This window comes from Pseudomonas sp. PS01298, assembly GCF_029959745.1.
Lineage (GTDB): Bacteria > Pseudomonadota > Gammaproteobacteria > Pseudomonadales > Pseudomonadaceae > Aquipseudomonas > Aquipseudomonas aylmerensis.
This window is the reverse complement of sequence record NZ_JASCPP010000070.1, coordinates 1-19,611: the sequence shown is the minus strand read 5'-3', so window position 1 is coordinate 19,611 and position 19,611 is coordinate 1. Positions and strand designations below refer to the sequence as shown.

Here is a 19,611-nt window from a genome sequence, read left to right as displayed (position 1 = left end):
TGAGTCCCTTCCAAGCTCGCCATACAGCCAACGATCAAGACCGCTGACCGCTCGCTGCGAGCAATTCCTTCAAGATCGTCGCCGGGTCGGCCCGCTGTTGCTTGCGGTAGTTGCCGACATGGCGGACGAACAGTGTTGCGCGCGTCACCAGGCTCTTGCCGAGCACGGGTTTGCGATCCAACTCTTCCTTGATTCGTTGAAACTGCGCCTGGATCACCGCATCGGTGTAGCGCGTGCCGGTGGCCAGGTTGTCGATGTAGATCGCCACCGCGCCGTCGAGGGCGCTGCGTCCGTTGTCGATGGCGGTGGCGAACAACTGCGCGCTGGCCTCGTCCTTGTTGTCCAGGGCCTGCTGGCGACTCTTCTGCAGGTTGGCCAGGCGGATGTTGTAGTTACTGATGGTCTCGGCCACCAACGCGGCCGACTGGATCAGGTTGCCCGCTGCCTCTTCGCGTTGCTGGGCGATCAGCGAGACATTGCGCTTGAGCTCTTCGTTGACCAGCCCCAGCTCGGCCTGCAGCTTGGGGTCGGCGCTGGCGGCGATGATGCTGTCCAGGCGCTTGGTCGGGTCCTGGGCATCGTCGATGGCGTCGGTCAGCGCGGCCAGTCGACCTTCTTTCTGCCACTGCGCGAACAATTCCTTGTAGCGCGAGCGCGGCGCCGACAAGGCCCCCATCGCCACGCGGAAGCCGGTGGTTTCGTTGCTCTGCTCGGTGCCATCGGCAGCGAACAGCGGGTATTCGCGACGCATGCCGGTAAACAGCGTGCCCTCACCTTCCAGGTAGTTGCCGCCCTTGACCACGAAGCCGCCGTAGGTGCCCTGGCGACGCCCGGCGTGCACCAGTTGGAAAGACTCCTGGACCATTTCCGCGGCGTTGCCGATCACATCGAACATACCGATCGGGTTGGGCAATTTGGTGCCGATGGGCATCAACCGCGCCGCCTGCCCGGTGCCACCGGCGACCTGGTTGAAGACTGCGTAATCACCTAGCGGGCCGTCGCTGTCACTGCCGTCAGTGCGGCGCGGGAACAGGCGCCCTTCCAGGTCCTGGCGGCTCACCGCGTGGCCGCCGCGCGCGGCGAATTCCCATTCCACTTCGGTGGGCAGGCGCACAAACCCCAGGCCGCCGTCATCCGCCGACGAACCGCGCCCGCTGACCGGCAGCAAGTCGCGGTGGTATTTCATCAACCAGGCGCTGTACACCGCCGAGAAGCGCTCGGCCTCAAAGCGCGAGAGCTTGACCTTGGGCAAACGCCCGGCCATGCCGCTGGGAACATCGCAGGCCGGCGCCGGCTCGCCGCTGGCCAGCGACTGCGCCTGGGACATCACCTGGGCGTACTGGCGGGCAGTCACTTCGTACTTGCCGATGAAGTAGAGCATGGGCTTGAGCGGGGTCTTGGCGTCGGTCTTCGGCATCAGTGGCGCGATGACTTTGTTCCACTCCTTCGGCAGGTCCTTGAGGGTGAACTGGCCGTTGATGAAGTCGCGGCGGTAACCGGAAATAAACGACTGCTGGTAGCCGGCCTCACCTTCGGCAAAGGGATAGCCGAGGCTGATCTCGCGATCGTCCAGGGTGCCCTGGGCCAGGACGTAGGCGTAGCGAAACAGCATATTGCCTTCGCACGGCAGCGGCAGGCTGACGTCGCCGGGCAACGGCTTGGGGTTGTCGAGCTTGTCGCTTGCCTCATCGGCCCAGGCCATCGAGGCCAGGCTCAGCGCCACACAGGCGCCCAGTAACTTATACATCTCTGATTCCTTCAGAAGCCTGGATACGCGCCACTCGCCAACCGCCACAGGCCGCCGCCACGGCGCTGACGCCAAGGACTGCAACCAGGGCCAGGGCGTAATGACGCGCCAGCAGGTGGCTGGCGTGTTCGCCCGGCACCTGCACGAATAATTGATTCAACCCCGCCTCGGCCAGTGCATACAGCCCGGCACTCAGCACGGCGGCAACACCTGCGCTGTACAGCGCCTGCATCACCACAAACAGCAACAGCGCGCCGGTGGAAAAGCCCAGCAGGCGCAACACCGACAATTCCCGACGCTTGCGCGCCACCGCAGCCAACGCCCCGGCGAAGATCGCCGCGAACGCCCCCGCCAACGCCAACCCGGCGATGATCCAGAACACAATCGACAGGTTGCGGCTCAACGACTGCACCTGGGCGATGGTGTGCGCCTGGGTCGACACCAGCAGGTTCTGCCCGGCGAAATACACCCGCAGCGGCTCCACGTCGACCAGGCTGCGCGCATACAAGCGAAACGCCGGGTACACGCGCTGCTCGCTCATACCCACGGCTTCACCGTCCCAACCCAATGCCGGTACGGCGCGGCCATCGCGGTAATCCTCGGCCGCTTCCAGCAAACTCAAATCAGCAAACAACCCGTCGCGTGCAAAGGCTTCCAGCGGCACTACCGCCAGCACCTGCAGACGTGTGCGCCGGGCCTCGACGCGCCCCGCCACTTGCCGTGCAAAGCTGGTTTCCAGCCAATCGCCTGGCCGCGCCGCGAGCTTTTCGGCGGCGGTGTGGCTCAGCACGATCTGATCCAGCCCGCGCGGCATCGGCACGCCCGCCAGCAACGGATCGCCCGATGCTGTCGGCAGCATTTCCAGGGTCAGCGTGCCCACTTGCGCGGTGGCTGCAATCTGCCGTGTACGTGGCAGTGCAAACGCCACATCCGGGCGCCGGCCCAGTTGCTCGACAAATGCGCTGCTGAATCGACCACCGCCCAACGGAATAATTTCACGGGTCGCGGGGTCGGTCTCCAAACGTTCGGTCAAACTGCTAACCAGTCCAAATTTCAGGCCGAATAACACCAGCAACGGCGCGATCACGGCGACCAGTGCCAGCACCGAGCAGGCCGACAGCCACGCGTCGTTGCGGTAATCCTGCCAAGCCAGGGAGACCACCAGAGGGATGCGCATCAGCTCGCCTCCCCGAGCGTCGCGGTGACACCACCGTCGGTGTCGCGACGACAACTGATGCGCCGCACCTGCAAGCCGCTGGCACGCGCCAGGGCCTCGTCATGGGTGGCAATCACGCAGGCGGCGCGATGCTCGCGAGCCTGGGCCAGCAGCGCGTGCATCACGCGCTCGGCGTTCAGCGGGTCAAGCGAGGCAGTCGGCTCGTCCGCCAGCACCAGCTGCGGCGCATGGGCCAGCGCGCGGGCGCAGCTCACACGCTGGCGTTGCCCCACCGACAGCGCTGCCGGCTTCTTCATCAACTGATCACTGATTTCCAACTGCGCGGCCAGGCGCGCCACGCTGCCGTCATCCTTCAGGCCCAGCAGTTGCCGCGACAGCGCGATATTGCTGCGCACATCCAGAAACCCCAGCAGCCCGCCGGTTTGCAGCACATAACCCAGGTGCCTGCTGCGCAGCTCGGCCAGGGTGGATTGCTGATCGGCGCGCCACAACCCGGCAATATCCTGCTGATGGAAGTCAAACTGACCGACTTGATCCGGCGCCAATACCAACGCGAGCAAATCCAGCAAGGTGCTTTTGCCACAGCCGCTCGGACCGACGATTGCCATTTGCTCACCGGCACGCAGCGCCAGCGCCGGAATCACCAGGCTGTAACGCTGGCTACCGACACCTCGGCTTTTGTGCACCGCGCTCAGGTTCAGCATCAAGGCAGCGTCGACAGCGGCACGCGGTACAACGCATCGCCCGGCTCGGCATCGCCGAAACGGACCCAGTTGGCCACGTCATTGTGGAAGGTTTCGTAGAGACGGATTTTCGAGTCCAGCTCGTCGATAAAGTCTTCCTGCTCGGCCACGCTCAACGACAACCACAAGTCCTGGGTCATGTTCAGCGACTTGCTGCGGTACGGCAGGCCTTCCAGGTATTCGCCGAGAATGCCGCCGTCGGCCAGGTTGCCGCCCTTGCGCAGGGCTTGCGGGTCGCGGCTCATATAAGCCGAGGCGCTGGCAATTTCCTGGAAAAAATCCTTGGGCGAGGTCTGGGTCTTGCGCGCCGCGTCGACAATCAGTTTCAGCGACTGCTGCAAGTCATTGAGCTGCAGCTTGGTCAGCATCACACACACCTGGAACGCCGGCAGCGCCGGGTTGGTCAGGTCGCGGTCGGCGGTCCAGGCGCTGACCAGCTGCGGCGCCTGGCTCGCGGTTTTGCGCCCGAGGAAATCCATGTGCATCGCGTAGCCGACCGCCGCCGATTTGTCCGCCAGGCTCGGCGCACTGCTCAACTGCGGCACCGGCTGCGGCGTATTGCTGCGCACCTGATGGACAAGGTTGGCGAACACCGTGCCGATCTCGTCGACTCGCTCACCTAACTTGCGCACATCGCCACCCGGCACCGCCGTGTACAGATCGGCGATCTGCGGGTTGGCGTCGGCCGTGAGGATGCGGTACTGGCTCTCGGCGCCGGCGTGGGTTTTCTTGCCGGCGTCGGTGCGCAAGTGCAGCGCGTAGATCTTGATCTGCTTGCCCAGCGCGGCCTGGCGCACTTCGGCTTCGTTCATCTGGGTGGCCGCAAAAGGGTCGTTCTTGCGCAGTGCGCCGGCATCGGTCACCAGCAGGATGATGCGACCGCCATAGCCGGACCAGTCCATGCCGTCCACGGCCTGCATCACGCCGGCGAACGCGTCCTCGTTGAACGAGTGGCTGGACACGGTGGACGCCTTGACCTGGCGCGCCATGTCGAGAAAACGCTGCGGTTCGCGGCCCTGGTCGAGGGTGATCAGGGTCTTGGCCACGTATTCCAGGCCAGGGGTTTTCTTGATGCTGCTGCGAAAACCGACCATGCCGAAGCTGACACTGTCCAACTCGCCACGCTCGGCGATGCGGGTTTGCAGCTCGTGCACCACATCGCGGATCTGGTCGATATAGGGCTGCATGGACACGGTGGTATCGACCACCAGCACCACGGCGGTACGGAAAGCATCCGCGTTGGCATTCAGCACCGGCGTGGCCGGTTTGGCGGGTTTTGCGGCGGCGGTGCCGGGGTCGATGGAGGCCACGTTGAGCAACTGCACCGGCTGGCCGTTTTCGTCGAAACTCTCTTTGGAATCGAAGATCGGCAGCAGGTAGAACTGGTTCTGCGGCACTGCACTGGCGGTCGGTTCAAGGGCCAGCACCTGGCCGTTGTCGTCGCTGTTTTTCTGCGCCTTGGCCAACACGCCCTTGGCGGCGGCGGGGTCGGCCAGCAGTTTCTCGACTTCGCTGGACTGGCGCAGGAACATCACCGGCGCCCGGCCCGAGCGCTCGGTGAACTTGAGCACCAGGCTCTGCTTCCAGTCACTGACTTGCGCGGCCGGCAACCAGCCATCGCTGCGGCCATCGGTGGCGGCGCCGACGCGGACCCACGGGCTGCCATCAACGTCCTTGCGCTGATAAACGTAGAGCACGGAAAACGCCGGCAGTCCTTCGCCTGGCGCGCCACCGGCATCATGCGAGAGCTTGGCGCCCGGCTTGCTGAGCACGCGCTGGAACAAGGTCTTCTTGCCGGCCATCAGCAGCGGGCGCTGACCGCCGTCCACCTCGGCCACTGCCGGTGTCGCCTCGGCCGGCGGCGCCTTGGGCAGCACGGCAGCCGGCGGCTTGGCGGGCTCATCGTTGCCACTCAGCCACCAGTAGCTCGCGCCACCAATGGCCAACGCGACCGCCACGGCCACGGCGGCCAATGCCAACACCGGCCCACGGCGCTGCTCGGACACGGCGTTGTGCTGGGTCGGCGTTACCACCGGCTGACGCACCGGCTGCGGCTGGGGTTTATCGGTCGGGATGTCGATGGTGACCGGCGTCATGCCCGCCAGGTCGAAGCTCAGCGGGATCGGCAACGGCCGCACCAGGGTAGCTTCCAACGACTCCGCTGGCAGGTTGTCCAGCGCTGCCAGCAACGCCGCCGCATCCGGGAAACGCTCCGCCGGGTCCTTGGCCAACAGCTTGCGCAGCACGTCCTGATAACGCCCGTGGTGCACCGGCAGCTCCGGCAAAGGCTCGGTCAGGTGCGCCAGCGCCGTGGACAGCGCATCGGTGCCGTTGTACGGCAGCTTGCCGACGAGGATTTCGTACAACACCACGCCCAACGCATACAGGTCGGCGCGGCCATCGATCTCCTGGCCCCGCGCCTGCTCCGGACTCATGTAGCTCGGCGTGCCCACGGCAAACCCGGCCTGGGTGAACTGGGTGCGGTCGTCCAGGGACTTGGCGATGCCGAAGTCCGACAGTACCGCCGTGCCATCGGCGCGAAACAGAATGTTCGCCGGCTTGACGTCGCGGTGCACCAGGCCCTGGGCATGCGCATAGCCAAGTGCCGAGGCGATCTGGCGAATCAGCGTCACGCCCTGCTCCGGCGTCAGGCCAGCGGCGATGCGCTCTTTCAGCGTGCCGTTGGGCAGGTATTCCATGGCCATGTAATACAGCTCACCGACATTGCCGATGTCATGGATGGTCACTGTGTGCGGGTGCGACAAACGCGCCAGGGTCTTGCCCTCGCGCAGGAAGCGTTCGCAGAAGCTCGGGTCGGCCGCCAGTGCCGCCGCCATCACCTTCAATGCGACCTTGCGCTCCAGCGAACGCTGGGTCGCCAGGTACACGCTGGCCATGGCGCCTTCGCCGATTTCGCCTTCGATGTCATAGCCGGGAATCAGGATGTTCATGCCGATACCTTCACGACGATAGCGGTGATGTTGTCCGGCGCACCGCGGTTAAGCCCCAGGTGCACCAGGCTGCGCACGATTTCATCCGGCGCGTCGTGGCTGAGCACTTCGCGGATTTCATGGTCTTCGACGGTTTTGTTCAGGCCGTCGCTGCACAACAGGTAGCTGTCGCCAGGTGCGATCAGCAGGTCGATTACCGCCAGCTCCAACTGGGCTTCCACGCCAATCGCGCGGGTGACAATGTTGGCGCGCGGGTGCACACGGGCGTCGGCTTCGCTGAGCAGGCCGCTGTCTTGCAGGTCCTGGACGTAGCTGTGGTCGCGGGAGATGCCTTCGAGCACGCCGTCGCGCAGGCGGTACAGGCGACTGTCGCCCGCCCACAGGCATACGCCGCGCAAGCCGCGCGCGGCCAGCACGACCACGGTGCTGCCCATCATCGTCACGCCACGGTTGGCAGTTTCTTCACGCACGGCCGCGTTGATGCGGATCAGGTCATTGCGCAGCGCCGCCGAGTATTCGTCGAGGGAACGCCCCACAGGGAGACTGCGCAGGCTGTCGACGATCAGGCTGCTGACGTAGTCCCCCGCCGCATGCCCGCCCATGCCATCGGCGACCACCCACAGGCGATTCTCCGGCAGGTCCAGGCACGCGTCTTCGTTGACCTGGCGGACCATGCCCACATGGCTTTTGCTCGCGGATTTGTACGTCGACCCCATCTACACCACACCTTCTTGTCCGAGCAAAAACTGCGCAAAATCGCCGGTGGCAGGCAGGCCCTGACACCGCAATAAACCAGGGGAAATCGTCTGCGAACCACGGCCCCACCACAGGCTCGCACCGTCGCAGGCCTGTTCGGCGAGCGCATTCATGCGCTGCTCGGGCTCGCTGGCCGCCACGCGTTGCAGGCCGGCGAAACGACTGTCCACCGCGCGCAATGTGCTTGCCGGCACGCCCAGGCTGTCGAGGCCAGCATTGAAGCTTTCGAACGAGGCGCCGGCATCCAGGGTGCTGAGCAACAGCTCTTCAGCGTGTTCGAACCAGGTGTCCGGCCCGCCCACCAGGGAGGCAGGATTGGTGTCGTGATCCAGCAAGGCCACCACCGCCAGCGGGAAATAGCGCCCGACCCGGTCGATGCTCGGCATCACCACGCCCGCCGCCGCGTCCGGCCCGCACACGCCCGGCGCCAGTACAAAGCGCCACAGCGGGCTGACCAGGTACACGTTGAGCCAGTCGGCGCCGAGGCTGTGCTGGCTGGCGAGCAGTCCCGCCGCCAGCCAGCTGTCCCACGGGCCGATAAAACTCTGCGGCAAGGCGCGGCTGACAAAGTCGCCGCGACTGGCCAGCTTGCCGTAGAAACCCAGGGTCGTCATAGCCGCTCCGGCAGGCTGAAGCCACTGAGCACACGGCTCTTGAACGGGTTGAAAGCGCTGTTGGCGCGCAGCTCGTAGGCAATGCTCGCGCCGTCGACCCGCAGGCGCAGGTTGAAGCGATCCGGCGAGTTGCCGGCGGTCAGGTCCGATTGCTCCAGCAGGCGGAACCATGCCCACGGCCCGTCCAACGTCACCCCGGAACGCCCACTGGCCGACGGCGGCATGATCGAAATACGCACCACGCCAATGCTGCCGGGGTTCGGCCATTGCATCGCCACCGGGCGGCTCGGGCCATGGTCGTAACTCAATTGCTGGCCGTCGAGGTCAAGCAGGAACTGAGTGATGGTCGGGTCCATCGACACCGGATTGAGTTCGAACCGCACGATCGGCTGGGTGCCGCCGGCGCGGAAGAACGCATCGCGAATCGTCGCGGCGCGCTGGAAGGTCTGCAGCACGCCCGGCGCAATGCCGAGCTTCTGCGCCGCGCCCGGCTGCCAGCGCCAGGTCTGCGCGGAGGTGTCCACGTACGGCTGCAGGTATTTGCGGAAGTAGTTGTCCATTACCCCGCCCACGCCGAAGAACTGGCCGAAGTCATCCAGGGTGGCATCCCGCGCGCTGCCCGGCGCCATCGGGTAGCGCCCGGCCAGGGACTGGCGATACACGTTGACCACTTCGCTGACCCAAGCCGCGTTCAGCTGGTTGCGCACGCCGCCCATCATGCTGTTGGTAGTGGAATTGACCACCGACTTGACCATGCCCTGCACCAGCGGCGGTTGGCGTTCGGCATTCAGGCTGACCCGCGTGGCTGCCGCCGCTGCCTGGTTCTTCGCCTCGCCGAGCAAGGCATCACCGCTGGCGCCGACCATGGCGCTGACCTGCACATACAGCGCGTTCATGTCCGCCAGCAAGCCGTCGATAGCTGCCGGCTCGCCTTCGTTCTTGCTGACGATGCTGTTGAGTTCGGCAAAGTGCGCGGTCACCGGATCGTCTGCCGCCTGCGGTGCATTGGCGACAGGTTGCTCCTGGCCGAGCAGGCTGCCGAGACGCTCCTTGAGCTTGTCGACGCCGCCTTCCACCGGTACGCCCTTGGCCGCCAGCTGGCGCTCTTCCGCCTGCAGATCGGTTTCCCTGGCCACCGCCACCAGCAGTTTCTTCAGCGGCGAGGTCGGGCCGGAAATCACCCGCAGCACGTCGGCGGCCTGGGCCACGCTGGTGATCGGCACAAAGTCGATATCGGCGAGCAAGGCATCCCACTGGCGCTGGTAATCCTGGAAATACAGGCGCCGCACATCGGCGGCCAGGCTCACCACGTTTTGCTGGTCGGCCTGCTCATGGCCGAGCACCCATTGCTCCTCGGCCAGGGTGCCGGTCTGATTCAGGCTGCTCAGCAGGAACGCCTGCCGATAGCCCTTGGCGGTGAAGAACCCACTCAACGGCTCGCCCAGCGGCTTGCCGCTCTTGCGGCTGAACACCAGCGCCGCGTCACGCCCAGCGGCTTCGTTGAGGCGAAAGTCCGGGATGCCTTCGGGCAGCTTCTGACGCTTGACCCGGTCGTAGACGCGCTGCGCCACCGGCAGTTGCTGCAGCTGGCGACGCAGGTCGTCGATCAGGCGCGGGTCGAGCCGCGCGCTCGGCGGATGGCGTTCGAACAGGGCCTGCAAGTGCCCGGTCAAGGCCTGGCGCTGGTCGGCCGGCAAGTCGCGTGGCAGGTTGCGATCCCAGTCCAGGGCGATCCAGGCCTTGATGAAGTCCGGGTCATAGTGCTCGGTGTCGGCGAGCATCAGGTAAGCCTTGAGCCCCTCGTAGAGGAAGTCCGAATTGCCGCCGCCGTGCAGTTGCTCTTCGATGCGCGTCACCAGGCGTGGCGCGAAGACGGCGATCAACAGCTTGCGATAGACGCTCGCGGACTCGGCTTCAAGCATGTCGCCCTGATACAGGCCCAACCCTTCGGACCAGCTCGGCGAGTCGCCCGCCAGGTTTTTAACCGCGTTGAGCAGCGGCAGCACCGCGAGCACATCACGCTGCGCCGGGCTGAGGTTCTGCACGGTCTGGCCGAGGGGCGCGACCTTCTGGTCGACCTGGGCGATATACGCCTGGTTGGCGCGATAGCTCACCCACCACAGGCCGCTGACCACCACCACCAACGCCACGGTGGCCGCAAGCACGCCGCGCGCGATCCACTTGCGCCGGCGCTCGACCTTAGGGTTCACCCCCACCAGCCCGCGCTCGGCGAAGGCCACGGCGGTGAAGAGTTTTTCGATGAAGTAACTGCGCCCAGTGCCACTCTGGCGCGCCAGGTGCTGGCGGTCCAGGTTCATGCTCTGGGCCATGGCGCCGATCAGGCGGTCGATCGGGCTGCCTTCCTGGGTGCCGCTGGTGAAGTACACGCCGCGCAGCAGCACGCGCTCTTCAAAGGCATTGGGCTTGAACACGCCCTCGAGAAAGCTCTGCAGGCAATCCTTCAAGGCGCCGAACTGCTGTGGGAAGCCATAGATCAGGTCGCGCCGCGCCGGGTCGCGTTCCTGTTGCAGGCGTTCGACCAGGCGCTCGTTGAGGCGCTGCTCCAGGCCGGCGAATTCGCTTTGCAAGTGCGCCAGAGGGCTGTCGCTGTTCTTGCCGTCATCGAGGGCAAAGGTCATGCCCCACACCTGGGCGCGCTCTTCCTTGCTCAGGTTGTCGAAGAACTCCATGAAGCCCGGCACCAGGTCGAGCTTGGTCAGCATCAGGTAGATCGGGAAGCGCACGCCCAGCTGGGTGTACAGCTCCTGGATCCGCAGGCGAATCGCGGCGGCGTGGGCAGCGCGTTCCTCGTCACTGCCCAGCAGCAGGTCCGACAGGCTGATGGCGATAAAGGCGCCATCGATCGGGCGGCGCGAACGCTGCTTTTTCAGCAGGTCGAGAAAGCCCAGCCACGCAGCCTTGTCCACCGTGGAGTTGCTGTCCTGGGTGGTGTAGCGGCCGGCGGTGTCGAGCAAAACGGCCTGGTCGGTAAACCACCAGTCACAGTTGCGCGTACCACCGACACCGCGCACCGCTCCGGCGCCCAACTGGGCGGCGAGAGGAAAGTGCAGCCCGGAATTGACCAGCGCAGTGGTCTTGCCCGAACCCGGCGGGCCGATGATCACGTACCACGGCAGCTCGTAAAGGTTGCGCCGCTCATCACCGCCCAGCTTGGCCTTTTTCAGCAGCGCCAGGGCTTCGTCCATGCGCTGGCGCAGGGTGGTGAGTTCTTCGGCGGTGGCCACGCTGTTGGGGTCTGCCGGGGTTTCCGCCGCCAGGCTGCGCATCACTTCGGCGGCCTGGCGCCGGGCCTGGAGGATGCGGAACACGCGGTAGGCGATCCACAGTGCAAACACCAGGATGATCAGCGCCCAGCGTCGTCCTTCGGGCACCAGCACGTCGAGCAACGGCCCGACAAACCAGATGATCAGGCTCAGGGCGATCAGGCCCAGGACGGGGATCACCCAGCGAATCATGAAACTGAAAAACGCCTTCACTCGACGCCCTCCGCCAATACGGTGATTTCAACCCGACGATTGCGGGCACGGCCTTCGGCAGTGGCGTTGGTCGCCACCGGCTCGGTGTCGCTTCTGCCTTCGGCACTGAAGCGATCGGCCTGGCCGGTCTTGGCCGCCAGGATTTCCAGCACCGACTTGGCGCGTGCTTCGGACAGCGCCCAGTTCGATGGGAAGCGCAGCGTGGCAATCGGGCGGTTGTCGCTGTGCCCGGTCACGCGCACCTGGCCCTTGACCTTGCGGATGGCATCGGCAATGCGCAGCATCAGCGGCTGGTAGTCATCGACAATGCTGGAGCTGGCGGAGGCGAACAGTTCGTCGCCGCGGATCGTCACCACGGAACGGTCGACGGCATCCTCCACCGCGACGCGACCGGCCTTGATGTCTTCCACCAGGAAACCCGCCAGGCGCGGCCGTTCGATGACTTTGGGCTGCGCCACCGGACGGTCGATGGCCTGCACCGGGATTTCGCCCAGGGCATGGATATTCTTGAACACCGGCTCGGCGTCCGCGGCCAGCTTCATGCGCAAACCAAACAGCAGCGCCAGCAGCAGCGCCAGGCCGATGGCCACGGCGATCCACGGCGGCATGAACTGCGCCAACCGGTCGCGCGCCACCGTCACACCGCGCCAATGCGGCGACAGCTCGCGCTCGTGCTCGCCACGCGCACTGCGAATGGCTGCGGCGGTGCGCTCGCGCAGGGCTTCCAACTGGCTGCGACCGTCGTTCATCACGCGGTAGCGGCCTTCGAAACCCAGGCACATGCACAGGTACAACAGCTCCAACAGGTACAGGCGTTCCCGTGGGCTTTGCAGGCAGTGGTCGAGCAGCTGGAAGACCTTTTCGCCGCCCCAGGCCTCGTTGTGCACAGTGATCAGCAGGCTCTGCTTGCCCCAGTCGCTGGTGCTGCCCCACGGCGTACTCAGCACTGCTTCGTCAAGGGCGGTGCACAGCGCGTAACGCGCCAGCAGCACTTCGTTGCGCGCCACACCGGCGGCTTCGGCACGTTCTTCGAACTGGCGCAGGTAGGCCAGCAATTGCGCGCGCAGGCTGGCCGGCGCCGGATGGGCGATGGTGCTGCGCAGGCGCGTGAGCAGTGCCAGCAGCGGGCCGGCGGCGCTTTCAAGCGGGTTGAGGCCCTGGCTCTTGCCGGTCAGGATCGGCGCCGCCGGCATCGACAGCGGGGCCGGTTGTGCACGCACCGGCTCCGGCGCCCGGCCACCCGGGCGCGGCATGAACTGGGTGCGGTCATCGTCATTGGGATGCATCGCGGATTATCCTCGGATCGCCCAGAAGGCCAGGTTCAAGCCCGGGAATTGCCCGGCGATATGAAAGGCAAAACCACCGGAGTTGCTCAACTGCTGCCAGTGCTCGCTGCCACGGTCCAGCTCGTAGTACGTGGAGCCTGCGTGGTAAGGGATCTGGCGCGGCGCCACCGGCAGCGGCAGCAGGCCGATGCCCGGCAGTTGCAGGTTGACCAGGTCGCGGATGTGCTCCACCGAGCCGACCTTGCTCTGCTGGCCGAAACGCCCGCGCAGGGTTTCGCCCGGCACATCGGCGCGCACCACGAGGATGAAACTGGCGCTGTCGAGCAGGGTTTTGTCTGCCAGCATCGCCACGTGGACGCCATAGGCCTTCTCGACAATCGGGATCGGCGTGGCCTTGCTGTCGATCAGCATCGACAGGGCTTCACGCAGGGCCGCCATCACCGGGGCGAAGCTCAGGGCCAGGTCGTCGTGCTGGTACTGCGGGTATTCCTGCGGACGGCGGCCGGCGGTGGAAAAGGTCGAGAACTCACCGGCCAGGCTCACCAGTTCGCTGAAGAAGCGCTCCGGGTGCAGCGGGCTCAATTGGCTGAAATGCTGGAGCAGCGGCTGCGCCCGGTTGACCAGTTGCAGCAGCATGAAATCGGCAATCTCCGAGGCGCCTCCCGCGCCCGAGGCGACCACGCGGCCGGCCAGGGCTTCGCCACGCTGGTGCAGCAGGCCGAGCAGCTCACTGCGAAACGCGGTCAGCGGTTTGCTCGCGGCCACATCGAGGACTGGCGGGATGTAGCTGTCATCGAGCACGAGTGCGCGGTCGGCGCGTTTTTCCTTGATGCGCACCAGGCCGATGGCGGCGTAGTCGCTGATGCCATCCTGCGCGGTCAACAGACGCAAGGCGCGCGAACCGACGGCTACCGGCGCGCGGTTCTCGAACGGCGCGTTGTCGTCGCGCACTTCGCGCACCTGGCTCACATAGCGCGCAGCGCCCAAGTCTTCGCCGTCGTCCACGGTGTCACGGGCACCCGCACGCTTGAGCGGCAAGGCCAGGTACACCAGGCCGTCGCGCAGGGAGTCATCGATATTCAGCGGGCTTGGCGCCAGGTCATCCTGGGGGATGTTGAACGGCGTGCCGTCGGACAACAGGCCGCGCGCCGAGACGATCGCCAGCTTGCCCTGGGCCAGCAGGCCCTGGTCGATCAGCAGCTCGGAGAACCCCCAGGCGCCCACGGACAACGGGCGGCTGCGGGCGTCGATCAGGTTTTCCAGGTAACGGTCATGCTGCTGGAAGTGCTGCGTTCCGATGAACATGCCTTCCGACCAGACCACGCGATTGTTCCAGGACATGGGGGCTCCGATTGCGTTATTGGGCAGGGCTGGATGGGGCAACCACGACGTCGGCGCGCACCGCGCGCACATCGAGGCTGATCTGGTATTCGGTGTATTGGCGCGCTGGCACGTTGATCACCGTGCGCCACTGCGCGCGGTCCAACTCGCGATAGCCGACCAATAGCCCGATCTGGCGCGTGGACGGGTCGAGGTCGCGCTGGATGCTCAGTTGCTCGCCGGGCTGCACCATGACTTCATCCTGGTCCAGCAGGTCCAGGCCGAGGGTGGATTGCGCGCGGTCAGCCAGGGCGAAGTAATCGGAGCGCGCGAAGGTGGCGGCGTTTTTCAGTTCGAAGATGCGCACCCGTACCGGGGCGGCCTGGCCGTTGGCGCCGGGGTTGAGCCCGGCAATCGCGTGAAAGTGCAGCTCGACGGCGGCAGTGTCCGCTGGCGCCTCGGTGGCGGCGTCGGGTTTGGCGGCATCCTTGGCACACGCCGTCAGCAGAAGCAGTGTGGCGACTGCGAATAAAAACCTGGGAATCATCCTGCGTCCTCAATGACGTACTTAGCTATCCGTTAATCCATGTGTTGCGGGTCAGCGACGCTGGCGTGCGCTGTGTTCCTCATAGGCTCGGCTGAATTCGCGGCCGAACAGGTCCTGGAAGTCTTCCTGGGCCTCGCGGGAAATGTTGCTGTAGAGCTCGGTGAACTGCTGCCAGTACTGGGCCTGGCGCGAGCCGTTGAAAAGACTCGAGAGCCCGCCGGGCTTGCCCATGCGCTCTTCCAGCTGCGCCGGCTCGAAACGCCCGAGCAGGTGTTTGATCGCTGCTTCCACACCGGCCATCACCGCCAACTGGTGGGCGCGCAGGTCGTCGAAACTGTCGCGCACGGCAGCATCGGGCGCCATAAACGCCTGGTTGCCATGGCGAAGCAGCAGCAGTAACGCTTCGTCGGCATTCGGTGCGAATTTCAACGGATTGTTTTCAGCGGGCTGGATCATCGTCTGCTGCATGCGGAACTCGCCCTTGAGGCTGGCGCGGGCGCGCAGCACATCGATCAAGCCTTCGACCATCAGCCGGTAGCTGCGGCCGATACTTTCCATCTGCGCGCAGGCATCGGCCCGGTCCAGGCGCAACTGGTCCAGGCCGGCACCGCGCAGGAAGGCTTGCAACAGATCCGGCTGTTGGCTGTCGGCCACGGGGAGCACGGGCTCGACCACGGGCTGCGGCGAAGTAATGGGCGCAGGCGGTGGTGACGGCGGAGGTGGCGGTGCGCTGACGACCGGTGCGGGCGTGTCGCCAAACAGGTCCCAGTCTTCGGGAATGACCGAACTCGGCACCACGGGTTTTTCGACGACCACAGGGGTCGGGGGGCGGAAGTCATGCTGCTCGGACGGCACGTGGTCCGGTACCGTCGGGGGCGGTACGGCAGTGGGGCTGAGGAAGTCGAACAGGTCCGGCAGCGTGTCCATCGATGATGCCCCATGGAACTGCGGCGCAATCACCGGCGTCGGCATGGGGGTGCTCACCACGGCGCCCATCAGCGCTTCAAAACTGTTCGGTGAATCCCCGGCAAACGGCTGGCTGTCGACCGCCTGCACATTGAAGTCGATACGCGCCTGGATCTCGTAATCGCCAATGCGGATCAACTCGCCATTTTGCAGGGGTTCGCTGTTACCCCGGCGCATCCGAATACCGGCGTTGACCAACTCCACGCCATTGGTGCTGTTATCGGTTAAATAATAACGGCCTTCTTTGTATTGAATAACGCAGTGTTGTGAAGACACCAGCCGCTCAGGGTCAGGCAACACCCAGTCATTGTCCGCGCTGCGGCCGATAGCCATCGAGCCCTGATTCATGGACTTTTCCGAGCACTGCCCAGGGGTGATCTTGTGATAACTAGTGATAGTCAAACACAGCGACATCTTGCCTCCTTGCTGATACTTCGCGCGCAGTCGATTCCCGGGCCGAGCGGTTCCCGGGAGATCCCCATCTGGTCGTGCAATCGACCGTCCACAACCTGCCGATACCAGCATGATCGCTGATCTTAACTGGGCTCCATGACAAAAATCCTGTCCGGGTACGCCGTTCGACCCACCAGTCGTGCAGGTTGTTAAGCACCGCACATCTGTCACAGAGGGCGAATAGCTTACCTTGACAAGCCCTAAGTACTACACCAAAAATGCACAACTTCTTGAATACCAGTGATGGCACATTAGTGGCATCTTGCTTATATGACCAAGAAAACATGCAAAGTTCCTCGCGCAACTAATGCATGCATTGCCCGCCATCTAACGGGCTGATAGGGAGATCAATTTCAGTGGATGTGCCGTTGCTGCTCACCGCCGTTTCCGCAACTTCGCCGTGTGGCGAAGACATGGAATATGACGCGGACTTTCTCCAACTGGAGCGTGATGCCAAGGGCCAACCCGAGCGCAGCATGGGCGATTCGATTTTGCCCGCTGAACCGCCGGAATGGCGCAGCATCCAGCAGCAAAGCCTCGACTTGTTGCAGCGCAGCAAGGACCTGCGAATCACCCATTTCCTGTTGCAAAGCTCGCTCGCCCTGCAAGGCGTGGCCGGGCTCGCAGAAGTGCTCACGCTGATCAACGCGCTGCTGCGCGAATACTGGGCCGACCTGCACCCGCGCCTGGATGCCGACGACGATAACGACCCCACGGTTCGCATCAACGCACTGTCCGGCCTGACCAGCGACGCGACCATTCGCCTGCTGCGCGAAAGCATTCTCACCCGCTCGCGCACCTTCGGCCCGGTCAGCCTGCGGGCCGCGCTAAACGCCAGCGGCCTGATGAATTTCCCCGATGAGCAGCTCGGCGCGCAGCAACTCAACGCCGCGTTCCTGGACAGCGACCCCGAGCAATTACAGGCCACCCGCGATGCCCTGGGCGCCGCGCGCGCCGCGTGCGAAGCCATCGAACAACAGGTCAGCGACCAGGTCGGTTCGGCCCAGGGCGTCGACCTCAGCCTGTTGAAGCAACCGCTCAAGCAGGCCCTGCAAATCCTCAACCAATTCGTACCGAACAGCGACACCCGCAGCGAACCCGAGGCCGTCAGTGACGACAATGCCCCCTCGGTCGACTTCACTGCAGCCCCCGCAGCACCGCGCCCCACTGGCGACATCGCCAGCCGCGATGACGTGCTGCGCAGCCTCGACAAAATCCTTGCGTACTACACCCGGCACGAGCCTTCGAGCCCGCTGCCGGTGTTGTTGAACCGGGCCAAGAATCTGGTGCACGCCGACTTCGCGGCCATCGTGCGCAACCTGATTCCCGACGGCATGTCCCAATTTGAAAACCTGCGCGGTCCGGACGGCGATTAAGCCGCCCGAGCGTGCAGTAACAACACCGTCGCTCAAGCGACCAGGAGCAGCAACGTGGCGAAGCAAAGTTCTCAGAAATTCATCGCGCGCAACCGCGCGCCTCGAGTGCAGATCGAGTACGACGTCGAGCTCTACGGCGCCGAGAAAAAGGTCCAGCTGCCCTTCGTGATGGGCGTGATGGCCGACCTCGCCGGCAAGCCAGCCGAGCCTCTGGCGCCCGTGGCCGACCGCAAGTTCCTTGAAGTCGATGTCGACAATTTCGACTCGCGCCTCAAGGCCATGCAGCCGCGCGTGGCATTCCACGTCCCCAACGAGCTGACCGGCGAAGGCAACCTGAGCCTGGACATCACCTTCGAAAGCATGGACGACTTCAGCCCGGCGGCCGTGGCCCGCAAGGTCGATTCGCTGAACCAGCTGCTCGAAGCCCGTACCCAGCTGGCCAACCTGCTGACCTACATGGACGGCAAGACTGGCGCTGAAGAAATCATCATGAAGGCGATCAAGGACCCGGCATTGCTCCAGGCACTTGCCAGCGCACCCAAGCCTGCAGGGGACCAATAATCATGACGGACAATACCGCCCGCGAAGGCTCCCAGATCCTGGGGGCTACCGAAGAAGCCAGCGAGTTCGCGAACCTGCTGCTGCAAGAATTCAAGCCCAAGACCGAGCGTGCCCGCGAAGCCGTGGAAACCGCCGTGCGCACCCTGGCCGAGCAGGCCCTGGCGCAAACCGACCTGGTGTCCAATGACGCGATCAAGTCGATCGAATCGATCATCGCCGCCATCGACGCCAAGCTCACCGCCCAGGTCAACCAGATCATCCACCACCAGGATTTCCAGCAGCTGGAAAGCGCCTGGCGTGGCCTGCACTACCTGGTCAACAACACCGAGAGCGATGAGCAGCTCAAGATCCGCGTGCTCAACATCTCCAAGCCGGACCTGCACAAGACCCTGAAGAAATTCAAGGGCACTGCCTGGGACCAGAGCCCGATCTTCAAGAAGATGTACGAAGAAGAATACGGCCAGTTCGGCGGCGAACCGTACGGTTGCCTGGTCGGCGACTACTACTTCGACCAGTCGCCACCCGACGTCGAGCTGCTGGGCGAGCTGTCGAAAGTCTGCGCCGCCATGCACTCGCCGTTCATCGCTGCAGCGTCGCCGACCGTGATGGGCATGGGCTCGTGGCAGGAACTGTCGAACCCGCGCGACCTGACCAAGATCTTCACCACCCCGGAATACGCCGGCTGGCGCTCGCTGCGTGAATCGGAAGACTCGCGCTACATCGGCCTGACCATGCCGCGCTTCCTTGCGCGCCTGCCATATGGCGCCAAGACCGACCCGGTGGAAGCCTTCGCCTTCGAAGAAAACACCGACGGCGCCGACAGCTCCAAATACACCTGGGCCAACGCCGCCTATGCGATGGCCGTGAACATCAACCGCTCCTTCAAGCACTACGGCTGGTGCTCGCGCATCCGTGGCGTGGAGTCCGGCGGTGAAGTGGAAAACCTGCCGGCCCACACGTTCCCGACCGATGACGGTGGCGTGGACATGAAGTGCCCGACCGAAATCGCCATCAGCGACCGCCGCGAAGCGGAACTGGCGAAGAACGGTTTCATGCCGCTGCTGCACAAGAAAAACACCGACTTCGCCGCATTCATTGGCGCGCAGTCGCTGCAGAAACCGGCCGAATACGACGACCCGGACGCCACCGCCAACGCCAACCTGGCCGCACGCCTGCCGTACCTGTTCGCCACCTGCCGTTTCGCCCACTACTTGAAGTGCATCGTGCGCGACAAGATCGGCTCCTTCAAAGAGAAGGACGAGATGCAGCGCTGGTTGCAGGACTGGATCCTCAACTACGTCGACGGCGACCCGGCGCACTCCACCGAAACCACCAAGGCCCAGCACCCGTTGGCGGCAGCCGAAGTGATCGTGGAAGACGTCGAAGGCAACCCGGGGTACTACAACTCCAAGTTCTACCTGCGCCCGCACTACCAGCTCGAAGGGCTGACCGTGTCGCTGCGCCTGGTATCGAAGCTGCCTTCGGCGAAAAGCGCCTAAACATCGGATGAGCTAGCTCTTCTGTGGGAGCCGGGCTTGTGTGGGAGCGGGCTTGCTCGCGAATACGGTGGGTCAGTCGAAACATCTCAGGCTGATACACCGCTTTCGCGAGCAAGCC

General features: G+C 64.7%; 14 protein-coding genes. 3 read left to right on the top strand and 11 right to left on the bottom strand.

Translation table 11 applies throughout. The annotated features are described in order from the left end of the window. Positions 1-34: 34 nt before the first annotated feature. The 11 genes from QMX97_RS21570 to tagH are packed head-to-tail and all read right to left on the bottom strand — an operon-like array spanning position 35 to position 16,018. On the bottom strand, positions 35-1,747 hold the full coding sequence (locus tag QMX97_RS21570) for an SUMF1/EgtB/PvdO family nonheme iron enzyme (RefSeq protein ID WP_065902506.1): 1,713 nt from the start codon (positions 1,745-1,747) through the stop codon (positions 35-37). Beyond that, positions 1,740-2,924, bottom strand: a complete 1,185-nt coding sequence (locus tag QMX97_RS21565; protein ID WP_282397577.1) for an ABC transporter permease — start codon at positions 2,922-2,924, stop codon at positions 1,740-1,742. The genes QMX97_RS21570 and QMX97_RS21565 overlap by 8 nt, the downstream gene beginning before the upstream one ends. Continuing rightward, on the bottom strand, positions 2,924-3,628 hold the full coding sequence (locus QMX97_RS21560; RefSeq protein ID WP_282397576.1) for an ABC transporter ATP-binding protein: 705 nt from the start codon (positions 3,626-3,628) through the stop codon (positions 2,924-2,926). The genes QMX97_RS21565 and QMX97_RS21560 overlap by 1 nt, the downstream gene beginning before the upstream one ends. Then, entirely contained in the window at positions 3,628-6,618 is a 2,991-nt protein-coding gene (locus QMX97_RS21555; protein ID WP_282397575.1) for a serine/threonine-protein kinase, read from the bottom strand. The genes QMX97_RS21560 and QMX97_RS21555 overlap by 1 nt, the downstream gene beginning before the upstream one ends. After that, entirely contained in the window at positions 6,615-7,334 is a 720-nt protein-coding gene (locus QMX97_RS21550) for a protein phosphatase 2C domain-containing protein (RefSeq protein WP_065902515.1), read from the bottom strand. The genes QMX97_RS21555 and QMX97_RS21550 overlap by 4 nt, the downstream gene beginning before the upstream one ends. Then, positions 7,335-7,988 (bottom strand): type VI secretion system-associated protein TagF, encoded by a 654-nt coding sequence (tagF, locus tag QMX97_RS21545; RefSeq protein ID WP_065902517.1) that lies wholly within the window; start codon positions 7,986-7,988, stop codon positions 7,335-7,337. Beyond that, positions 7,985-11,485: a type VI secretion system membrane subunit TssM gene (tssM, locus tag QMX97_RS21540; protein ID WP_282397574.1), complete on the bottom strand. Its 3,501-nt coding sequence runs from the start codon at positions 11,483-11,485 to the stop codon at positions 7,985-7,987. The genes tagF and tssM overlap by 4 nt, the downstream gene beginning before the upstream one ends. Continuing rightward, a complete protein-coding gene (locus QMX97_RS21535; protein ID WP_065902521.1) occupies positions 11,482-12,771 on the bottom strand; it encodes a DotU family type VI secretion system protein in 1,290 nt (429 codons plus the stop codon). Before QMX97_RS21535 ends, tssM begins: the two co-directional genes overlap by 4 nt. A gap of 6 nt (positions 12,772-12,777) precedes the next feature. After that, complete coding sequence (gene tssK / locus QMX97_RS21530) at positions 12,778-14,112, bottom strand: type VI secretion system baseplate subunit TssK (RefSeq protein WP_282397573.1); 1,335 nt, start codon at positions 14,110-14,112, stop codon at positions 12,778-12,780. A gap of 16 nt (positions 14,113-14,128) precedes the next feature. Further along, complete coding sequence (gene tssJ, locus QMX97_RS21525; protein ID WP_213551336.1) at positions 14,129-14,638, bottom strand: type VI secretion system lipoprotein TssJ; 510 nt, start codon at positions 14,636-14,638, stop codon at positions 14,129-14,131. 51 nt (positions 14,639-14,689) lie between these two features. Then, on the bottom strand, positions 14,690-16,018 hold the full coding sequence (gene tagH / locus QMX97_RS21520) for a type VI secretion system-associated FHA domain protein TagH (protein WP_282397572.1): 1,329 nt from the start codon (positions 16,016-16,018) through the stop codon (positions 14,690-14,692). Positions 16,019-16,413: 395 nt separating this feature from the next. Here tagH and tssA point away from each other — a divergent pair, with 395 nt between their 5' ends. From tssA to tssC, 3 genes are read left to right on the top strand one after another with little or no spacing between them, the layout of a single operon-like run. Then, positions 16,414-17,433, top strand: coding sequence for a type VI secretion system protein TssA (gene tssA / locus QMX97_RS21515; protein WP_282397571.1), 1,020 nt, complete (start codon positions 16,414-16,416; stop codon positions 17,431-17,433). A 54-nt stretch (positions 17,434-17,487) separates the two neighbouring features. Further along, the gene (gene tssB, locus QMX97_RS21510; protein ID WP_010207547.1) at positions 17,488-17,994 is read left to right on the top strand and encodes a type VI secretion system contractile sheath small subunit; all 507 of its coding nucleotides are present in this window, start codon (positions 17,488-17,490) and stop codon (positions 17,992-17,994) included. Between the two features lie 2 nt (positions 17,995-17,996). After that, positions 17,997-19,493: a type VI secretion system contractile sheath large subunit gene (gene tssC / locus QMX97_RS21505; RefSeq protein WP_032884437.1), complete on the top strand. Its 1,497-nt coding sequence runs from the start codon at positions 17,997-17,999 to the stop codon at positions 19,491-19,493. The last annotated feature ends 118 nt before the right edge of the window (positions 19,494-19,611 follow it).